The sequence below is a fragment of the Schaalia cardiffensis genome (assembly GCF_016405145.1).
Classification (GTDB): Bacteria; Actinomycetota; Actinomycetes; order Actinomycetales; family Actinomycetaceae; genus Pauljensenia; species Pauljensenia cardiffensis.
Map to the genome: position 1 here is coordinate 1 of NZ_JAEKIA010000007.1, position 15554 is coordinate 15554.

The window sequence follows — 15554 nt, forward strand, 5'->3', positions numbered from 1 at the left end:
GTGTTGTTGTGTGGGGGTGGGAGGAGGTCGTGTGGGTTGGTGGGGTGGAGTTGGAGGTAGGTGTGGGGGTTGGTGAGGAGTGTGTCGGGGGTGTTGAAGGTGAGGGTGAGGTCGATGGTGTGTCCGGGGGTGAGGGTGGTGTGGGCGAGGTTGGAGCTTGTCCAGTCGAGGGTGGCGCGGATGGTGGTGGGGCCGCTGGGGAGGGGGAAGGTGCGGGTTTGGCCGTTCCAGATGCGTCCGATGGGGGTGGTGTTTGCGGTGATGAGGATGGAGCGTAGGGCGGAGTTGTACCAGCACCAGGGGCGGGTGATGCGTAGGAGTGTGGGGGTGGGGGTGTTTGTGTGTGTGGTTGTGGTGGGGTGGGTGGCGATGTGGAGGTCGTGGGGCAGTTGTGTGGTGTTGTCGGGTTGTGGGTGTCGGGCTTTGCGGCGTTTTGCGTGGTATTCGGGGTAAGCCCACTTAGGTAAAGGGATCCCGAAAAAATATATGACCAGGACGGAGACCATCGAGACCATAGTTATCGAAGCAAGCGCGAGGAGAAAGATAAAACCTGGAGTTGTTTCATAAAACCCTGTCGGTTCGATCAAGATCATGAGCGCGCCCACGGTGAATCCAAGGCTCCAGAGGGGGAAGATTGCGGCGATCACCTCGCGGCCGAAAAGATTTCCGAACATGAGCACTGTGCGGCCGAGGGTGGTGTCGGTGAACATCGCCAAGGCCCACATTGTCCAACCAAGTGCGGCGAGCAGAACGCCTCCTGTCAAGCCATCAGTTTGCATGCTCATCTCATCCCATTAGTCGATGCCAGAGATCGTGTTGTTGTGTGGGGGTGGGAGGAGGTCGTGTGGGTTGGTGGGGTGGAGTTGGAGGTAGGTGTGGGGGTTGGTGAGGAGTGTGTCGGGGGTGTTGAAGGTGAGGGTGAGGTCGATGGTGTGTCCGGGGGTGAGGGTGGTGTGGGCGAGGTTGGAGCTTGTCCAGTCGAGGGTGGCGCGGATGGTGGTGGGGCCGCTGGGGAGGGGGAAGGTGCGGGTTTGGCCGTTCCAGATGCGTCCGATGGGGGTGGTGTTTGCGGTGATGAGGATGGAGCGTAGGGCGGAGTTGTACCAGCACCAGGGGCGGGTGATGCGTAGGAGTGTGGGGGTGGGGGTGTTTGTGTGTGTGGTTGTGGTGGGGTGGGTGGCGATGTGGAGGTCGTGGGGCAGTTGTGTGGTGTTGTCGGGTTGTGGGTGTCGGGCTTTGCGGCGTTTTGCGTGGTATTCGGGGTAAGCCCACTTAGGCAAAGGGATATCGAAGAAAAATATCGCCAGTCCGACACTGCATGAGACTAGAAAGAGAAGGGCAAAAATGGCACCCAGCACTGTGCCTGGAGTTGTTTCATAAAACCCTGTCGGCTCGATCAAGATTCCAATGATGGTCGTTGTAAACGCAAATGCTGTCAGGGGGAAAAGCGCGGCGATCATCCCGCGGCCGAAAAGATTCCCGAACATGTTAGTTGTGCGGCCGAGGGTGGTGTCGGTGAACATCGCCAAGGCCCACATGAGCCATATTGCTGCTGTGAAGATCGCTCCTTCGAGCAGTTCTGTTCCTGTCATGAGTCCTCCCTTCTTTGGCCGAAGAGAAAACGAGTAATGGATTGGTCAACTTCATTGGCGCCCCATTCGCCGAACTGCTTTCCCTTTTCCCCGCCCTTCTCAGCCCCATGAACGAGGCCTACACCAACCCCAATGGGGCCGCAGGAGAACCCCGCAACGGAGCCAAGAGCTCCTCCTACGAATTCTCCCCCGATCTGTCCGGTGCTCTCAGCGGCTCCATGAGTGGCGGCGCGTGCGAACTTCTCCTCACGGGTCAGATCAGGATCGATCGAATCCTCACGGGCTTGGGCATAAGTGTTGTCGACAACGGAGGCGGCAGTAAGGATCCCCCCAATGATGCTGGCATCCCTGAGGACGGTCCGCCCCGCCCGAAGGGCTCGTCCAGTAGCAGAAGCCTCCCCAGCAACCGCGACTCTGTTCGCGAAATCGATCCTTTGGCCCAATTCCCGCACACGTGATGACCAGCGTCCCACAGCCGTTGAATTATTCGCGGCGCGCGCCGCCTTGAACTCATCAATGAGACGGGACAGGTCCTCCGGTGGCTCTGAACGATTGATGATCTCGCGCATACGGGCCCGTCGGGCGACAGTATCAGGCGACAGGAACGTCACCCCAGGAAGAGCAGCCGTCGCCCACGCAGCCTCAATCCCTATGCTACGTGCCGCGATGAGGGTGCGCTGCACCTCCTCGGCGGCTTCCCCAGCCTCAGTGGGGAGCATCTGCGCGTCCTTACAGGCCTCGGCGAACTCGGCGTGTGCTGTTTGCTCTGCACGGCGCAGTTCCGTAACCAGCGCAGACAAATCATCGAACTTGCGACGCTTCACATCATGATCAAGGTCGGAGGAAGAAGGAGACTGGACAATCCCATTGATTACGCGTAGTTCCCATGCTTCTGCCTCCTCAAGAACGTCATACAAGCCCAACTCGACGAACGCCAAATCCTCAGCCAAAATCTCAAGTCCAATGATGAACAACGTCATCCGTTGAGAAAGCGATTCAACAACTTGCGTTTGGGCTTGCACAGAATAGCGAATCGCAGCAACAGTAGCCCCGCTCAAGGTCTCAACAAGTGAGGAAAGGACCGCATTCAGGCACTCCTGAGCATCAAGAAGCTTCACCAGTTCGGATTTCAGTGAAGTCGCACAAGCGGTAGGCGAGTTCGGCGCTACCCTCACACGACAATCCACGATTCCACTCATCGCACACCCTCACGCATCGAAGGCCGTCAACTCGGACACCATTCCCGACCGGATCTGCTCCTCAAGATCCTCGAAGGAATTCGCTGCCGCGATCATCGAACTCGCAATCGTGTCAACGACGAGCGCGCAGTCAGGAATATCGCTTTCAAGACTCTGAAGAACGGCACGAGCCGGAGAGGAAGAAGGACCTAAGTCCGGGACGGCCTCGAGTCGCACACTCTTGAGGGAGGAATACGCGTCATCCACCAGTCGAGTGCGCTCCCGAAGAAGATCGGTCCACATACTGAGCAACTCTGCGCTCATTTCAGCCCCTAACTCATCGAAGATCGCCTCGATGCTACCTCAGGGAATCACAAGGGTTCTCTTGCGATCCGCGAGGTGTGGATGGATGCCTCAGGCTGTCCTCTTTCACGCGATCCCGGGTTGTTCAGACACCCCGGTGATGGGAGTCAACGCAACTGTTCCCAAAGGGTGCCCCGTCCTCGTCCTCGTGGAGATCTTGATCCCCCAAGATGAAAGATAGGACGTAATGCCTAGATACTTGTAGGCTGAACCTGGATTTTTCGACGTCGAGAAATCCCAATCGGCCTTCGCGCGCCGACCATCAGGAAGGAAACTCGAGGTGGATCTGTACGAATACCAAGCCCGAGACTTGTTCCGTCGACACGGGGTACCCGTCTTACCCGACCGCGTCGCCACCAGCCCCGAAGAAGCCCGCGACGCTGCACAGGCACTCCTCGCCGAAGGAGCCGAACTCCTCGTCGTCAAAGCCCAAGTCAAAACCGGTGGACGAGGCAAAGCCGGCGGCGTCAAGCTCGCCCGAACCCCCGAAGAAGCAGCAGAAAAGGCGCAGGCCATCCTCGGCTTAGACATCAAGGGCCACATCGTCGAAACCCTCCTCATCGCCTCCGGCGCCGACATCGCCGAGGAATACTACTTCTCAATCCTCCTCGACCGTTCGAAGCGCCGCCATCTCGCGCTGTGCTCCAAAGAAGGAGGGATGGACATCGAAACCCTCGCGAAGGAACGCCCCGAAGCGCTCGCGAAAGTCTCCCTCGACCCTCTCAAGGGCATTGACGACACGATCGCCCTCGAAATCCTCCACGAGGCCGGTTTCGCGCCCGAACGTGCAGACAGAATCGCCCCCGTCCTCGTCAAACTCTGGGAGGTCTTCACACGAGAGGACGCGACCCTCGTCGAAGTAAACCCCCTCGTCCTGACGACTGACGGGCGCATCTGGGCCGTCGACGGGAAAGTCACTCTCGACGACAACGCGCGATTCCGCCACCCCGAGCACGAGGCCCTCGTCGACGTGAAAACCCAGGACCCGCGCGAAGCGGCGGCGAAGGCCGCTGGCCTGAATTACGTTCGCCTCGAAGGACAAGTCGGCATCATCGGCAATGGGGCGGGCCTCGTCATGTCAACCCTCGACGTCGTCGCGATAGCCGGTGAAGACCTAGGCGTCAGACCCGCGAACTTCCTCGACATCGGCGGCGGCGCATCAGCGCAAGTCATGGCGAAAGGACTCGAAGTGATCCTCGGAGACGAGCAGGTCCGCTCCGTCTTCGTCAACGTCTTCGGAGGAATCACCGCCTGCGACGCCGTCGCGAACGGGATCCTCGAAGCCCTCGAAGTCCTCGGCGAGCAGGCCACCAAGCCGATCGTCGTCAGACTCGACGGCAACAAGGTCGAAGAGGGGCGCGCGATCATCTCTGCGGCGAATCACCCGCTCATCCACATGGTCGAGACGATGGACGAGGCGGCCCGCACCGCCGCCGAACTCGCAGCAGCGAAGTGACTGGGAAGGACTGAAGAACAATGACGATCTTCCTCGACTCGGACTCCCTGGTCCTCGTACAGGGAATGACCGGTGCTGAAGGACGCAAACACACCCGCCGCATGCTCAGCGCGGGAACACGAATCGTCGGCGGAGTCAACCCCCGCAAGGCCGGCACCACCCTCACCTTCGAGGTCGAAGGCTACGGGCCCGCCGCCCAACGCGTGAGAAACGGGGACGTGGAGGTCCCCGTATTCGGCACCGTCGCCGAAGGCATGGCCGCAACCGGCGCGAACACCACCGTGATCTTCGTGCCACCGGCTTTCGCGAAGGACGCCGCCCTTGAAGCGATCGACGCGGGCATCCAGACGATCGTCGTCATCACCGAGGGAATCCCCGTCGCCGATGCGACCGTCTTCGTCAACCGTGCTCTTGAAGCGGGCGTACGCCTGATCGGCCCGAATTGCCCCGGAATCATCAGCCCCGGACAATCCAATGTCGGCATTACGCCCGCAGACATCACAGGTCCGGGCCGCATCGGCCTCGTGTCGAAGTCGGGGACGCTGACCTACCAGCTCATGTACGAGCTCCGCGATATCGGTTTCACCACCTGCCTCGGGATAGGCGGGGACCCCGTCGTGGGCACCACCCACATCGACGCCCTCGAAGCCTTCGAAGCTGATCCTGACACCGAACTCGTCGTCATGATCGGCGAGATCGGCGGCGACGCGGAAGAACGCGCGGCCGCGTGGATCGCCGAGCATATGACGAAGCCCGTCGTCGGCTACGTCGCCGGATTCACCGCCCCCGAAGGCAAAACCATGGGGCACGCGGGCGCGATCGTGTCCGGTTCTTCAGGAACAGCTGCGGCGAAAGCAGAAGCTCTTGAGGCTGTCGGTGTGAAGGTCGGGCGTACGCCCTCGCAAACCGCGGCTCTGTCGCGCCAAATCCTGCAGGGCTGAGAGGGGCTGGGGAGCCGGGGCTTGGGAGAGTGTAGGTCGGGCACAAGTCGGACGATGGGCGGGGTGAAACGTGGAGTTCGCCCCTTGTGGAGGCTTTGACGCGTTCTAAGGTCCGACTTGTGGCCCGCTCGGGCCCAACCAGCCACCCCGCCGGGTCACCCCAGCCCTTCTTCTCCTCCCTTCTCACCCCAATCTGAAGACGCCCGGCGCTGCGCGCTCCGCCCAGCCCCCGGCGTACGCGACCATGGGGGTGATATGAACGAGACCCCTTCCCCCAGGCCACAGCCGCGCACACTCACGACCACATACGTGGCCCCGCGACAACGGACCCGCCTGGAACTGCCCGACGGGTGGGCCCGGGTCGGCCTCAGTGCGATCGAGACGATCCTCATGACATGGGCAGTGACGACCGCCGCCTCCGTCGCCGCCTTCGCGACGGTCGCCTCGAACCCGTGGATGGGCGAGGCCACCTGGGATCAGGCCCTCCATGCGGGCTCAGACCTCCTCGCCCTCGTCCTGGGGGCGCCACTCCATCTGGGCGGGATCTCCTACCGGGCGACACCGACCCTTGTCGGAGTGCTCCTCGTCCTCGTCCTGCGTCTGCTTTTACGTCAGAGCGCCGAATTTTCTGCGGCATCCCAATGGTGCGCGGTGCCCGCCTTCGCTCTGCCCGCATTCGTGATCGTGGGGACGAGCGCTGAGCATGCGCGCTGGTGGGAAACAGCCCCCGGGGCCCTCCTGATTCCCGGGATCGCCGCAGCTTGGGCCGCTTTCGATGCGAGCGACAACCCTTGGGAGGCCTTGCGCGTCCCCAGCGTTATCCGCGAAGGCGTGAAAGCGGGAGCGCGGCTCCTCATCTGTGTTCTTGCCTTGTCCGTTCTGCTTTCGGTGCTCGCCGTCGCGACGCATTGGGACCAGATCCGCCAAATTCACGCGCTCCTTCTCGCCGACTCGACCTTCGCGAACATCCTCGTGGTGCTCGCGCAGGTCTGCTATCTGCCGAGCGTGCTCGCGTGGAGTCTCGCGTGGATCCTCGGGCCCGGCGTCTACGTCGGCGTGGACGCCCTGCATTCTCCCGCTTCTGCGCCGACACTGCCGATTCCCGCCATCCCCCTTCTGGGGGCTCTGCCGACTTCGACACCGGACTATTGGACGATCCTCGCGCCGATCGGCATTGGCATTGCAGTGGGCGCCTGGTGGGGGAAGAAGCACACTCGCGCAAGTCTTCACGAGCAGTGCTACGTCGCCGCTTCGGGAATCGGGGTGCTCGCACTCGTGGGTTTCGTGTGGTTCGCGAGCTCGATCTTCGTTCTGGGTGATACCCGTTTAACCCATGTCGGCCCTCCGCTTTTCCCGGTCCTCCTGACTCTGATCTTCGAATTCGGGGGTGGTTTCTTTGCGGGAATGGTCGGCGTTCATCCGCGCAGCGTTTGGTGGGCGCGTTCTCAATGGGCGATTTCGCGCAACCAGCCCGTGCCCGAGCCCCCGATTTTCCCGATTCCCATGGACGAGGAAGGGGCCCCCACGTCTTCTTCGAGGACGGCTGTGGAGGACTGGCCTGTGGAGGACTCGTCCGAAGGTGGGGATGACTCTGAGGCTAGATCTCTTGCCGAAAGGTGCCTGGGGGAGGGCGAGGAGTACTCGAAGGGGCGCGAGGAGCGCGAAGCGGGTGCTCTGGAAGTGCACGAGAATAGTGCGGGCCCTGACAGCCCGGGTGAGGAAAACGGCGACTCTGGCGAGCAGCACAGCTTTGCGGAGCACGCCGAGGAGCGCGCTGACGAGGACGGTGAGTACTGCGCTGACGAGGACGGTGACTTCCTCGCTAACAGGGGCGGCGAGTACCGCATGGACTACGGTGAAGGGGAAGCCACTGAGTACCGCAGCGAGGACGGCGAGAACCTCCTTGACACGGGCGCAGAGAGCACAGAAGGCGCTACGGGGAATGGCCATGACACGGCCTCATCCCGAGCACAGGCTCAAGTGACAGCCTCCGAACAAGGCCAAACTGAGTCCGGGGACTCCTCTCATGCCGAGCATCCGATTCCCAAAGCCCCGGTCCCGGTGAGCGTTGAAGAACTCCTCGGGACGACTCAGCATGTCGTTCCGAGCGTGAAATCACCAGCCGAACAGCTCGCGGAAACGGTTGAAATAGCCGAAATTTCAAGAAACGCAGCACAGGCTGAAGCGCCGCAGGACGAAGAAGAAGGAACGTGATCCTTCAGCTTTGCTCAAGCGCCTGGGCTCGCACCTGTGGCATCTGGCCTCGGGAATACCGTGCCTTTCCGTACCTCGTGAATATTTCACTTGCCCCGCACTACCCGCCCCGTTCTCCGTAGAGACCCCGCGCCCCCTCGGGCTTGCCGAACCCGGGTGAGTGGGGGATAGGCTTGAGGCGGTCGCAACTGGCGAGGGTGGGGCACCACCGGGGAGCGGCCGGCAGTTCCCGTGAGGCGCCGCCCGCCTGGGCGCCGGGCATGATGATCGACCTTTACCGGAGGAAGCATGTCCGTTCGCTTGGACAACCTTGAACCCATCGACCTTCGCCCCCTCAACAGGGCCCTCATCTCCGTCTACGACAAGACCGGACTCGTGGAACTCGCGAGCGCCCTGTCACAGGCGGGAGTGGAGATCGTCTCGACCGGCTCAACCGCCAAAACCATTGCCGAGGCCGGGATCCGAGTCACCCCCGTCGAGGATGTCACCGGCTTCCCGGAGGTCCTCGAAGGACGCGTCAAGACCCTCCACCCGATGATCCACGCGGGCATCCTCGCTGACCAGCGCAAACCCGAGCATCGCCAGCAGATCGCCGAACTTCACGTCGGAGCCTTCGACCTTGTGATCTGCAACCTCTACCCCTTCAGCGAGACTGTCGCCTCTGGCGCGCCCTTCGACGAGTGCGTTGAGCAGATCGACATCGGCGGCCCCTCCATGGTCCGCGCCGCCGCGAAGAACCACCCTTCCATCGCGGTCGTCACTTCGCCCACACGCTACGCGGAAGTCATCGCCGCAGCTCAAGGTGGGGGATTCACCCTTGAGGAGCGCCGCGGACTGGCCGGCGAAGCCTTCGTGCACACCGCGACCTACGACCTTGCAATCTCCGGCTGGTTCGCCGAGCAACTCGACCGTGACGACCTGCGCGAAGAGATCGACGAGGCCTGCGAACAGCATCTTGACGCCTCGGACGCCGCCTTCCTCTCCTCCTTGGGCTTCGAGCTCTCCGAGGACGAGGAGGCTGTCCTCGAATCGGGCGCCGAAGAGGGGGCATTCCCCGTTTACGCCGCCGACGCATTTGAACGCGTCGAGGCCCTGCGCTACGGCGAAAACCCCCATCAGGGGGCTGCCGTCTACCGTGAGATCAACATTGAGGAAGAGTTTGAAGACGGCAACGAGGACGTCGAACTCCTCCCCGGAATCGCGAACGCCCGCCAGCTTCACGGCAAGGCGATGAGCTACAACAACTACACCGACGGTGACGCGGCCCTGCGCGCCGCCTACGACCACGAGCGCCCCTGCGTCGCGATCATCAAACACGCCAACCCCTGCGGCATCGCGGTGGCCGAGGACGTCGCTCAAGCACATCGCAAGGCGCACGCCTGCGATCCCATCTCCGCCTTCGGGGGCGTCATCGCAGTCAACCGGCCCGTGACGCTGGAGCTTGCCGAACAGATCGTCCCGATCTTCACCGAGGTCGTCCTCGCCCCCGCCTACGAGGACGGGGCCCTTGAAATCTTGTCCACGAAGAAGAACCTCCGCGTCCTCGAGGTCCTCCCGCCCGAGCGCGGTGGCCGCGAATTCAAACAAATCTCCGGCGGCCTGCTCATCCAGGACCGCGACGAAGTCGATGCTCCCGGTGATTCCCCGGAGAATTGGACGCTCGCCGCGGGAGAGCCCGCCGACGCGAAGACCCTCGCCGACCTGGAGTTCGCGTGGCGGACGGTCCGAGCTGTGCGCTCCAATGCGATCCTCCTCGTCAAGGATGGGGCTTCGATCGGCGTTGGCATGGGCCAGGTCAACCGGGTTGATTCGTGCAAGCTCGCGGTCGAGCGAGCCAACACACTTGGCGGCCGCTCGACAGGCGACGCGGCGAAGGACGCGGGGGCGCAGATTGACTCGGCAGGCGGCGCGAGGAGTGAGGATCTCGTGTCGGACGCACCCGAGCAGCGTTCCATCGGTGCGGTTGCGGCCTCTGACGCGTTCTTCCCCTTCGCTGATGGTCTGCAGGTCCTCATTGACGCGGGTGTGAAGGCCGTCGTCCAGCCCGGCGGCTCCGTCCGCGACGCTGAATCCATCGAGGCAGCGAAGGCGGCGGGCATCACGATGTACCTCACGGGTACTCGCCACTTCGCGCACTGAGCTTTCGTCAGCGACTGCGAGTGGAGGGGTTCCCTCTCAGTGGAGGGCTTTGCGCTCAGTGGAGGGGTTGGCGACAAGTGGAGGGGATATAAACCCTCCAGACGTCGTTATCCCCTCCACTCAGCACGCGGACTCGAATTCAGGCTCGATCACCAGACAACGCGAGAGGGGATTGCCTCCACTCACATGCGGGGGCGACGCCTCCGAGACCGGAGCAATGACGCGACGCCCTGAGCGAGTCACCGTATCGTGGAAGACACTCGCAGCCGGGCGAACCACGATGGGAGGGGAAGGTCAGCCCCGCGCCTGCGTGGAAGACGCGCACGCCCAGGGCGGACACGGGGCCGTCAAAGGAGTGTTCTCAGGAGTGCGTGGAAGACGCGCGCACCCGGAGCCCTTCCTCGCAGGCCCCTCGGCATCGGGCGCACACCATGAATCGAAGCTGATCGGAACGAGGGGACAGTGAAGAGGACCTACGAGGAGATCGCGGCGCGAGCAGGCGTGAACCTACCCCCTCTAGGGCCCCTGCCCGGCCGCTGGCCCCGCCCCCTTCGCACCCTCAAAGGACCGGCATGGCCGCTTCCCGCCAAGCCCGGCCCCTTCCTCAAGATGCTGCTCGCCCGCAGACGCGGTGCCCTCGTCCTCGCCACCCTCACGTCCGGATTGGGAGCCCTCGCCTCGGCCCTCATTTCCTGGGCAATGGGGCACGCACTCGACGTTGCCCTCGCCTTCGGGATTTCACTCCAACTCGCCGAATGGACGGGCCTCTTCCTCCTCATCATCCTTCTGGTCGCCATCGGAGACAGCTTGGCGCAGCTCACCGAAATCAGCGCCTGGATGGGATCCGCAGTCGGCGCCCCCCGAACACTGAGTGAAAGAACCTCGGACCGGGCCCGCTCCTTCAAACGCGCCTCATCAGCCGGAGACGTCCTCGCTGCCGTCAACTCCGACGCGCTCGCCCTCGGACGGGCGACCGCGCTGATCCCCGAACTCCTTGCCTCCGCAGCCGCCGTGCTCCTCGTCGCTGTCCTCATGCTGCGAGTCTCGGTCAGTCTCGGTCTCATCGTCATCATCGGCATGCCGATCCTCTTCGTGCTTCTCCTCCTCATCGCCAAACCCTTGGAACAGCGTCAATCCGCCTTTCGCGCTGAACAAGGAGAACTCACGTCCATCTCAACAGATGCGGTCCAGGGCCTGCGGATCCTCCGAGGCATCGGAGGCGAAACGACCTACACCCGCGCCTACCGCGCCCAGTCCGCGCGGGTACGCGCCGCAGGGATCCGCGTCGCCCCCACGGTCTCCCTCCTTGCGGCGATCCGCTCAGCCGCGCCGATGTTCTTCTCCGTTCTCGTCGTCGCACAGGGAGCCGTCCTCGTTTCCGAGGCGCGGATGAGCGTCGGACAACTTCTCGCCTTCTACGGGTACACGGTCTACCTGCGCCACCCCGTGTGGCTCCTCGGCGAATCTGTTGAGCACATGACGCGAGCCTGGGTCGGAGCGAAACGAGCCGCCGACCTGCTCGGCATCGAGCCGATGGTGCGGGACACTCCCGTGAAGGGCGGGGACACGCCGCCGACCCGCGGGGACACACCGCCGACTGGCGAGGACGAGCCCAGCCCGCAGTGGGCCCACGCCCAGCTCATCGACCCAGTGAGCGAAGTTTGCATCACGCCCGCAGCGATCAGCGTGATCCTCGCACCCGCCCCAGATATGGCGCTCCGTGTCTGCCGACGGCTGGCACGCGTTGACGACTCGGAAGACAACGGGCTCCTAGTCGACCCGAAGGGCACCATCGCACTCGCCGAGCTACCCATTGATGAGGTCCGCGAGAACATCCTCCTCGCCGAGGAGATCCCGCAGATCTTCGCCGGAACCCTGCGCGACGCCCTGCTCGGCAGTCGCGCCCCCGAAGAACGAGTCCCCGGGACCACCGAAGCGATCTACCGCAACGTCTTGGAAAACGCCGAACTCGGTGATGAGATGAGCCTAAGCAGCGAGAACAAGGGGATCGAGGAATACGACGCCCGCCTGTTCTCAGCCCTGGAAGCAGCGGCCGCCGCCGACGTTATCGACTCGCTCGATGCGGGCCTTGACGGCAGACTCAGCGAACTGGGCCGCAACCTTTCAGGAGGCCAGCGCCAGCGCCTCGCACTGGCCCGAGCCTACGCTCAAGACGCCCCAATCCTCCTCCTCGTCGAGCCGACCTCCGCCCTCGACTCCCACACCGAGGCGATCATCGCCGAACGACTGCCCCTCGAGCGCGCCGGTCGCACCACGGTCCTCGTCACGGAGTCGCCGATTCTTGCGCGAGCCGCAGAGCGCATCATCGTCCTCGACGCCGAAGGCCATGCGATTGGTGAAACCACACCCGACGCAATCGACTCCGCCCCCTCTGATGCGCCAGAGACGACGGTCGCCGCCCGTAAGATCCTCACCCGACGAGGAGAAGACGCATGAGCCGCAGACTCCCCATCGCCCCGGCAGCCCTCACACGGCGACGCCTCATCGGACTCCTACACGCTCACGCCGGGGGAGTAGCCCTCGTCCTCTTCCTCCAACTCGCCGCCGCACTGGCCTCCGTGGCCCTGCCCTGGATCGTCGGCGACATCATCGACGGCATCCGCGCGGGAATGGGTGGCGCGTGGGTGCGTCAGCGCATCCTTCTCGCCGTCGTGTTCGTCGTCGCGAACTTCATCCTCGCCTGGTGGGCCGAGACCCGGGCGAGAATCCTCGGTGAGACGGTCTTCGCTCGGCTGCGCGACGGTCTCGTCGACTCTGTCGTCCACCTTCCCCTGTCGACTGTTGAGACTGCGGGAAGCGGAGACCTCATCAGTCGCACCACGACGGACATCGACCGCGTCCAGATGATGATCCGCCAGGGCCTATCGACGATCCTCATCCTCCTGATGACCATCGGAGTGACCCTCGTCGCCGCCTTCGCCGCCGCACCGAGCCTCGCATGGATCCTTCCTATCGAGATCATCGGCGTCGTTGGCGTGAGCCTGTGGTACATGCCCAGGACGATCCCCGCCTACCGCGCCTCTGCGGCGATGATCGCGGTATTTTCCGGCCACCTGTCCGAGACGGTCACCCAGGCCGAGGCCGTTGACGCCCTGAGGCTCGGAGCGAAAAGACACCGGGCCTTCGACTCGATGCTCGCCCAGATGTGGCGCCTTGAACGTTACGGGGCGTGGATGCGGGGCTTCCTCTTCTTGGGGATGGTCGCCGTGACCCTCGTTCCGATTGCCGCGATGATCCTTCTGGGGGCTGTCCTGGTGCCGGCGGGTGTCCTCACCGCGGGCTCGGTGACGACACTCGTCATGTACTGCTACCAGATTCGCACGCCCCTGTGGCAGGCAACCTTTTGGATTGACGAGCTCCAATTCGCGTGGATCTCGCTTCAGCGGATCTTCGGCGTCGAACTCGTTGAGCCCGACCGGAGGATGGATCCTCAGGCTCGAGGCGATGGCCCGATCCGCGTCGAGGGGGTCTCCTACGCCTATCACGAAGGACGTCCCGTCCTGCACGGCATCGACCTGGAACTTCACGAGGGCGAGACTCTCGCGATCGTGGGCCCTTCGGGTGCGGGCAAATCGACACTCGGACGCATGATCGCAGGCATCCATCCGCCGACTTCGGGGCATGTTCGTTCTGGGCAAGCCGAGCTCGTCGAGCTGCCCGAAGAAGAACTGCATCGGCGGGTCGTCCTCGTCACTCAGGAGCACCACGTCTTCGTCGGCACCATCGCCGATAACGTCCGGCTCGCCCGCGGTGATGCTTCCGATGAGGAGCTGTGGGCGGCTCTCAAGCTTGTCGGCGCGGACTCGTGGGTTCAAGACGAGGGTGGGCTCGGGATGCGAGTTGGTGCGGGCGGTACCCAGTTGACGCCTGCGCGCGCCCAGCAGATCGCACTCGCCAGGATCGCCCTGATGGATCCGGCGACCCTCGTCCTCGATGAGGCGACGTCACTCTTGGACCCCGAATCGGCGAGGTCGGTGGAGGATTCCCTGGGTGGGGTCCTTGCTGGGAGGACCGTTGTCGCGATCGCCCATCGGCTTCATACGGCGCAGGACGCTGATCGGGTGGCGGTTATGGTCGAGGGCTCCATCGTGGAACTCGGTACGCACGAGGAGCTGCTGGCATGCGGCGGCGAATACGCGGCGCTGTGGAGGGCCTGGCAGGGGGAGTGAGTGCTGGCGGAAGGGCTCTCACAGCCCCGCGTCTGGGTGTTCGGGGAAGATCGGCATGACCCCGGGAATGTGGCTGTGCGCAGTGAGGGGATTCGTGGGGATCTCGTATGCACGATCCAGGAAAGGGCGGATCTTCTCGGCGAGTTCGGCAGGCTGTTCATCGGAGATGAACACGACCTGCGGGTGCAGCTTCGCGGATTCGACGAGGTCGAGGATCGGCCTCGAATTCTCCCACTCGGAGTCCACCCAGTACACGGTCCAATCGGGGCCGAGGGCGGTGCGTGCGCTCGCAATGAGACGCCGGACCCGACACCCCGGTGGCAGGGCGGTGACGACGTCCTCGTCCAGGTCGATCATGAGGTCGGGGCCGGAGACGACTTCGAGCATGCCCTCGGGAACATCCACGGGGGAGGAGGCTGAACGCGCCCACTTCGGAGTTTTCGCTTCGACATGCTCGATCGGGGTGGCCAGGCGCGCGAGCCAGTCAACGAGCTTCCAGGTCATGAGCTCGGGCCTCATGTCGAGCATCTCGGGCACGGCCCAGCGGAATTGGCACACCGCGAGGAACCAGTCGAGTGGATCAACAGGACCGAGCAGCAGGCCCTCTCGTAGGTAGAGGGCGCGTTGCATGATGGCATCACGAATCGGATCTTCGGCAAGGGCGCGGGCCTTCTTCAGGCGTCGATGGAATCTCTTCTGCGCCGAGGCGTAGTCGTCGCCGTTCCTCCACTGGTCGCCGGGCCAGTTGTGGAGGCGGACGACCTCCTCGCGCAAGGAGAAGCGCTCGCCGATGTGGCCACGTCGGTCGAGGACGTCATCCCAGGCTTCCACCATCGTCAGGGCGCGTTCGAACTCGGGAGGCAGAGTGAGGTAGGGGATGACTTTGAGGTCCATCGTGGCGAGATCGGCCTGCCAGCGGCGCAGGCCTTCAAGAGTGACGGGAGTGCCCTCGACGTTCTTCCACTGTTTCTTCTCGGCCCGCTCATCGAAGGCCAAGAACCACGAGTCGATCGCCCGCAGCAGATGCTTCTTCGGCTCGGAGGGAGTGCGGGTGGCGCTCAGAGTCAGGTCCCCGGCTTCGTAGATCGCTTCGAGGTGCGCGATCGCCTTGAGCAGGAGCGGGCGGGATGGCAGTTTCACCTTTTTCCTGCCAGCGAGGGGCACGGGGTTGAGGAATTGTTTGATCAGCCATGCGGCGTCCGGTGATTTCGCAGTTGTGGCGACCAGCTCGCTTGCGGCGCGCACGCCCTCGTTGATGGAGTTGACGAGGGGGAGGCAGGCGCGTTCTTCGCGCGTGAGTTTGCGCCCGTCCGGGTAGCGTTTCTTCGCGCCGTGCATGCCGAGTTCGACGACGAACACGGGCAGAGCGGGGCGTTTGCGATCCTTCGGGGCCATAGTGGCATTGTCGCGCAGGATGAGGGACGAGGCCAGGGGCGAAGGCGCAGCTTCGGTGGGAAGAGGGACGAGGCCAGGGGCGAAGG

12 protein-coding genes and 1 riboswitch are annotated in these 15554 nt (G+C 63.6%); of the genes, 7 read left to right on the top strand and 5 right to left on the bottom strand.

Translation table 11 applies throughout. The features are described from left to right. The 4 genes from JFX23_RS05240 to JFX23_RS05255 all read right to left on the bottom strand — a co-directional run. Positions 1 to 785: hypothetical protein (locus JFX23_RS05240; RefSeq protein ID WP_198776026.1), on the bottom strand; the 785-nt coding region annotated here is incomplete at its 3' end. A gap of 9 nt (positions 786 to 794) precedes the next feature. Then, a complete protein-coding gene (locus tag JFX23_RS05245) occupies positions 795 to 1592 on the bottom strand; it encodes a hypothetical protein (protein ID WP_198776027.1) in 798 nt (265 codons plus the stop codon). Then, on the bottom strand, positions 1589 to 2572 hold the full coding sequence (locus tag JFX23_RS05250) for a type 2 periplasmic-binding domain-containing protein (RefSeq protein ID WP_198776028.1): 984 nt from the start codon (positions 2570 to 2572) through the stop codon (positions 1589 to 1591). The genes JFX23_RS05245 and JFX23_RS05250 overlap by 4 nt, the downstream gene beginning before the upstream one ends. Positions 2573 to 2800: 228 nt before the next feature. After that, a complete protein-coding gene (locus tag JFX23_RS05255; protein ID WP_198776029.1) occupies positions 2801 to 3094 on the bottom strand; it encodes a hypothetical protein in 294 nt (97 codons plus the stop codon). 319 nt (positions 3095 to 3413) lie between these two features. On the opposite strand from JFX23_RS05255, the gene sucC reads away from it, so the two are divergent. The 7 genes from sucC (at position 3414) to JFX23_RS05290 (ending at position 14073) form a co-directional block, all read left to right on the top strand. Further along, positions 3414 to 4589 carry an ADP-forming succinate--CoA ligase subunit beta gene (sucC, locus tag JFX23_RS05260; protein ID WP_198776030.1) on the top strand — a complete coding sequence of 392 codons (1176 nt, stop codon included), beginning with the start codon at positions 3414 to 3416 and terminating at the stop codon, positions 4587 to 4589. 20 nt (positions 4590 to 4609) lie between these two features. After that, the gene (gene sucD / locus JFX23_RS05265; RefSeq protein ID WP_198776031.1) at positions 4610 to 5530 is read left to right on the top strand and encodes a succinate--CoA ligase subunit alpha; all 921 of its coding nucleotides are present in this window, start codon (positions 4610 to 4612) and stop codon (positions 5528 to 5530) included. Between the two features lie 309 nt (positions 5531 to 5839). Next, positions 5840 to 7744 carry a cell division protein PerM gene (locus JFX23_RS05270; protein WP_198776032.1) on the top strand — a complete coding sequence of 635 codons (1905 nt, stop codon included), beginning with the start codon at positions 5840 to 5842 and terminating at the stop codon, positions 7742 to 7744. A gap of 174 nt (positions 7745 to 7918) precedes the next feature. Further along, positions 7919 to 8004, top strand: a riboswitch (ZMP/ZTP riboswitch). A 28-nt stretch (positions 8005 to 8032) separates the two neighbouring features. Beyond that, positions 8033 to 9883 (top strand): bifunctional phosphoribosylaminoimidazolecarboxamide formyltransferase/IMP cyclohydrolase, encoded by a 1851-nt coding sequence (gene purH, locus JFX23_RS05275; protein WP_198776033.1) that lies wholly within the window; start codon positions 8033 to 8035, stop codon positions 9881 to 9883. Between the two features lie 217 nt (positions 9884 to 10100). Beyond that, positions 10101 to 10349, top strand: a complete 249-nt coding sequence (locus JFX23_RS05280; protein WP_198776034.1) for a hypothetical protein — start codon at positions 10101 to 10103, stop codon at positions 10347 to 10349. Next, the gene (locus JFX23_RS05285) at positions 10346 to 12340 is read left to right on the top strand and encodes an ABC transporter transmembrane domain-containing protein (RefSeq protein ID WP_198776035.1); all 1995 of its coding nucleotides are present in this window, start codon (positions 10346 to 10348) and stop codon (positions 12338 to 12340) included. The genes JFX23_RS05280 and JFX23_RS05285 overlap by 4 nt, the downstream gene beginning before the upstream one ends. Beyond that, positions 12337 to 14073 carry an ABC transporter ATP-binding protein gene (locus JFX23_RS05290; protein WP_198776036.1) on the top strand — a complete coding sequence of 579 codons (1737 nt, stop codon included), beginning with the start codon at positions 12337 to 12339 and terminating at the stop codon, positions 14071 to 14073. Before JFX23_RS05285 ends, JFX23_RS05290 begins: the two co-directional genes overlap by 4 nt. Before the next feature lie 18 nt (positions 14074 to 14091). On the opposite strand, the gene JFX23_RS05295 is transcribed toward JFX23_RS05290, so the two are convergent. Beyond that, on the bottom strand, positions 14092 to 15468 hold the full coding sequence (locus tag JFX23_RS05295) for a hypothetical protein (protein ID WP_198776037.1): 1377 nt from the start codon (positions 15466 to 15468) through the stop codon (positions 14092 to 14094). Positions 15469 to 15554 lie beyond the last annotated feature (86 nt).

Excerpts from the sequence above, each read along its gene's own strand:
- JFX23_RS05290 (WP_198776036.1), top strand. The coding sequence starts at position 12,337 with ATGAGCCGCAGACTCCCCATCGCCCCGGCAGCCCTCACACGGCGACGC.
- purH (WP_198776033.1), top strand. The coding sequence starts at position 8,033 with ATGTCCGTTCGCTTGGACAACCTTGAACCCATCGACCTTCGCCCCCTC.
- JFX23_RS05255 (WP_198776029.1), bottom strand. The coding sequence starts at position 3,094 with ATGAGCGCAGAGTTGCTCAGTATGTGGACCGATCTTCTTCGGGAGCGC.
- JFX23_RS05280 (WP_198776034.1), top strand. The coding sequence starts at position 10,101 with ATGACGCGACGCCCTGAGCGAGTCACCGTATCGTGGAAGACACTCGCA.
- sucD (WP_198776031.1), top strand. The coding sequence starts at position 4,610 with ATGACGATCTTCCTCGACTCGGACTCCCTGGTCCTCGTACAGGGAATG.
- JFX23_RS05250 (WP_198776028.1), bottom strand. The coding sequence starts at position 2,572 with ATGACGTTGTTCATCATTGGACTTGAGATTTTGGCTGAGGATTTGGCG.
- JFX23_RS05245 (WP_198776027.1), bottom strand. The coding sequence starts at position 1,592 with ATGACAGGAACAGAACTGCTCGAAGGAGCGATCTTCACAGCAGCAATA.
- JFX23_RS05295 (WP_198776037.1), bottom strand. The coding sequence starts at position 15,468 with ATGGCCCCGAAGGATCGCAAACGCCCCGCTCTGCCCGTGTTCGTCGTC.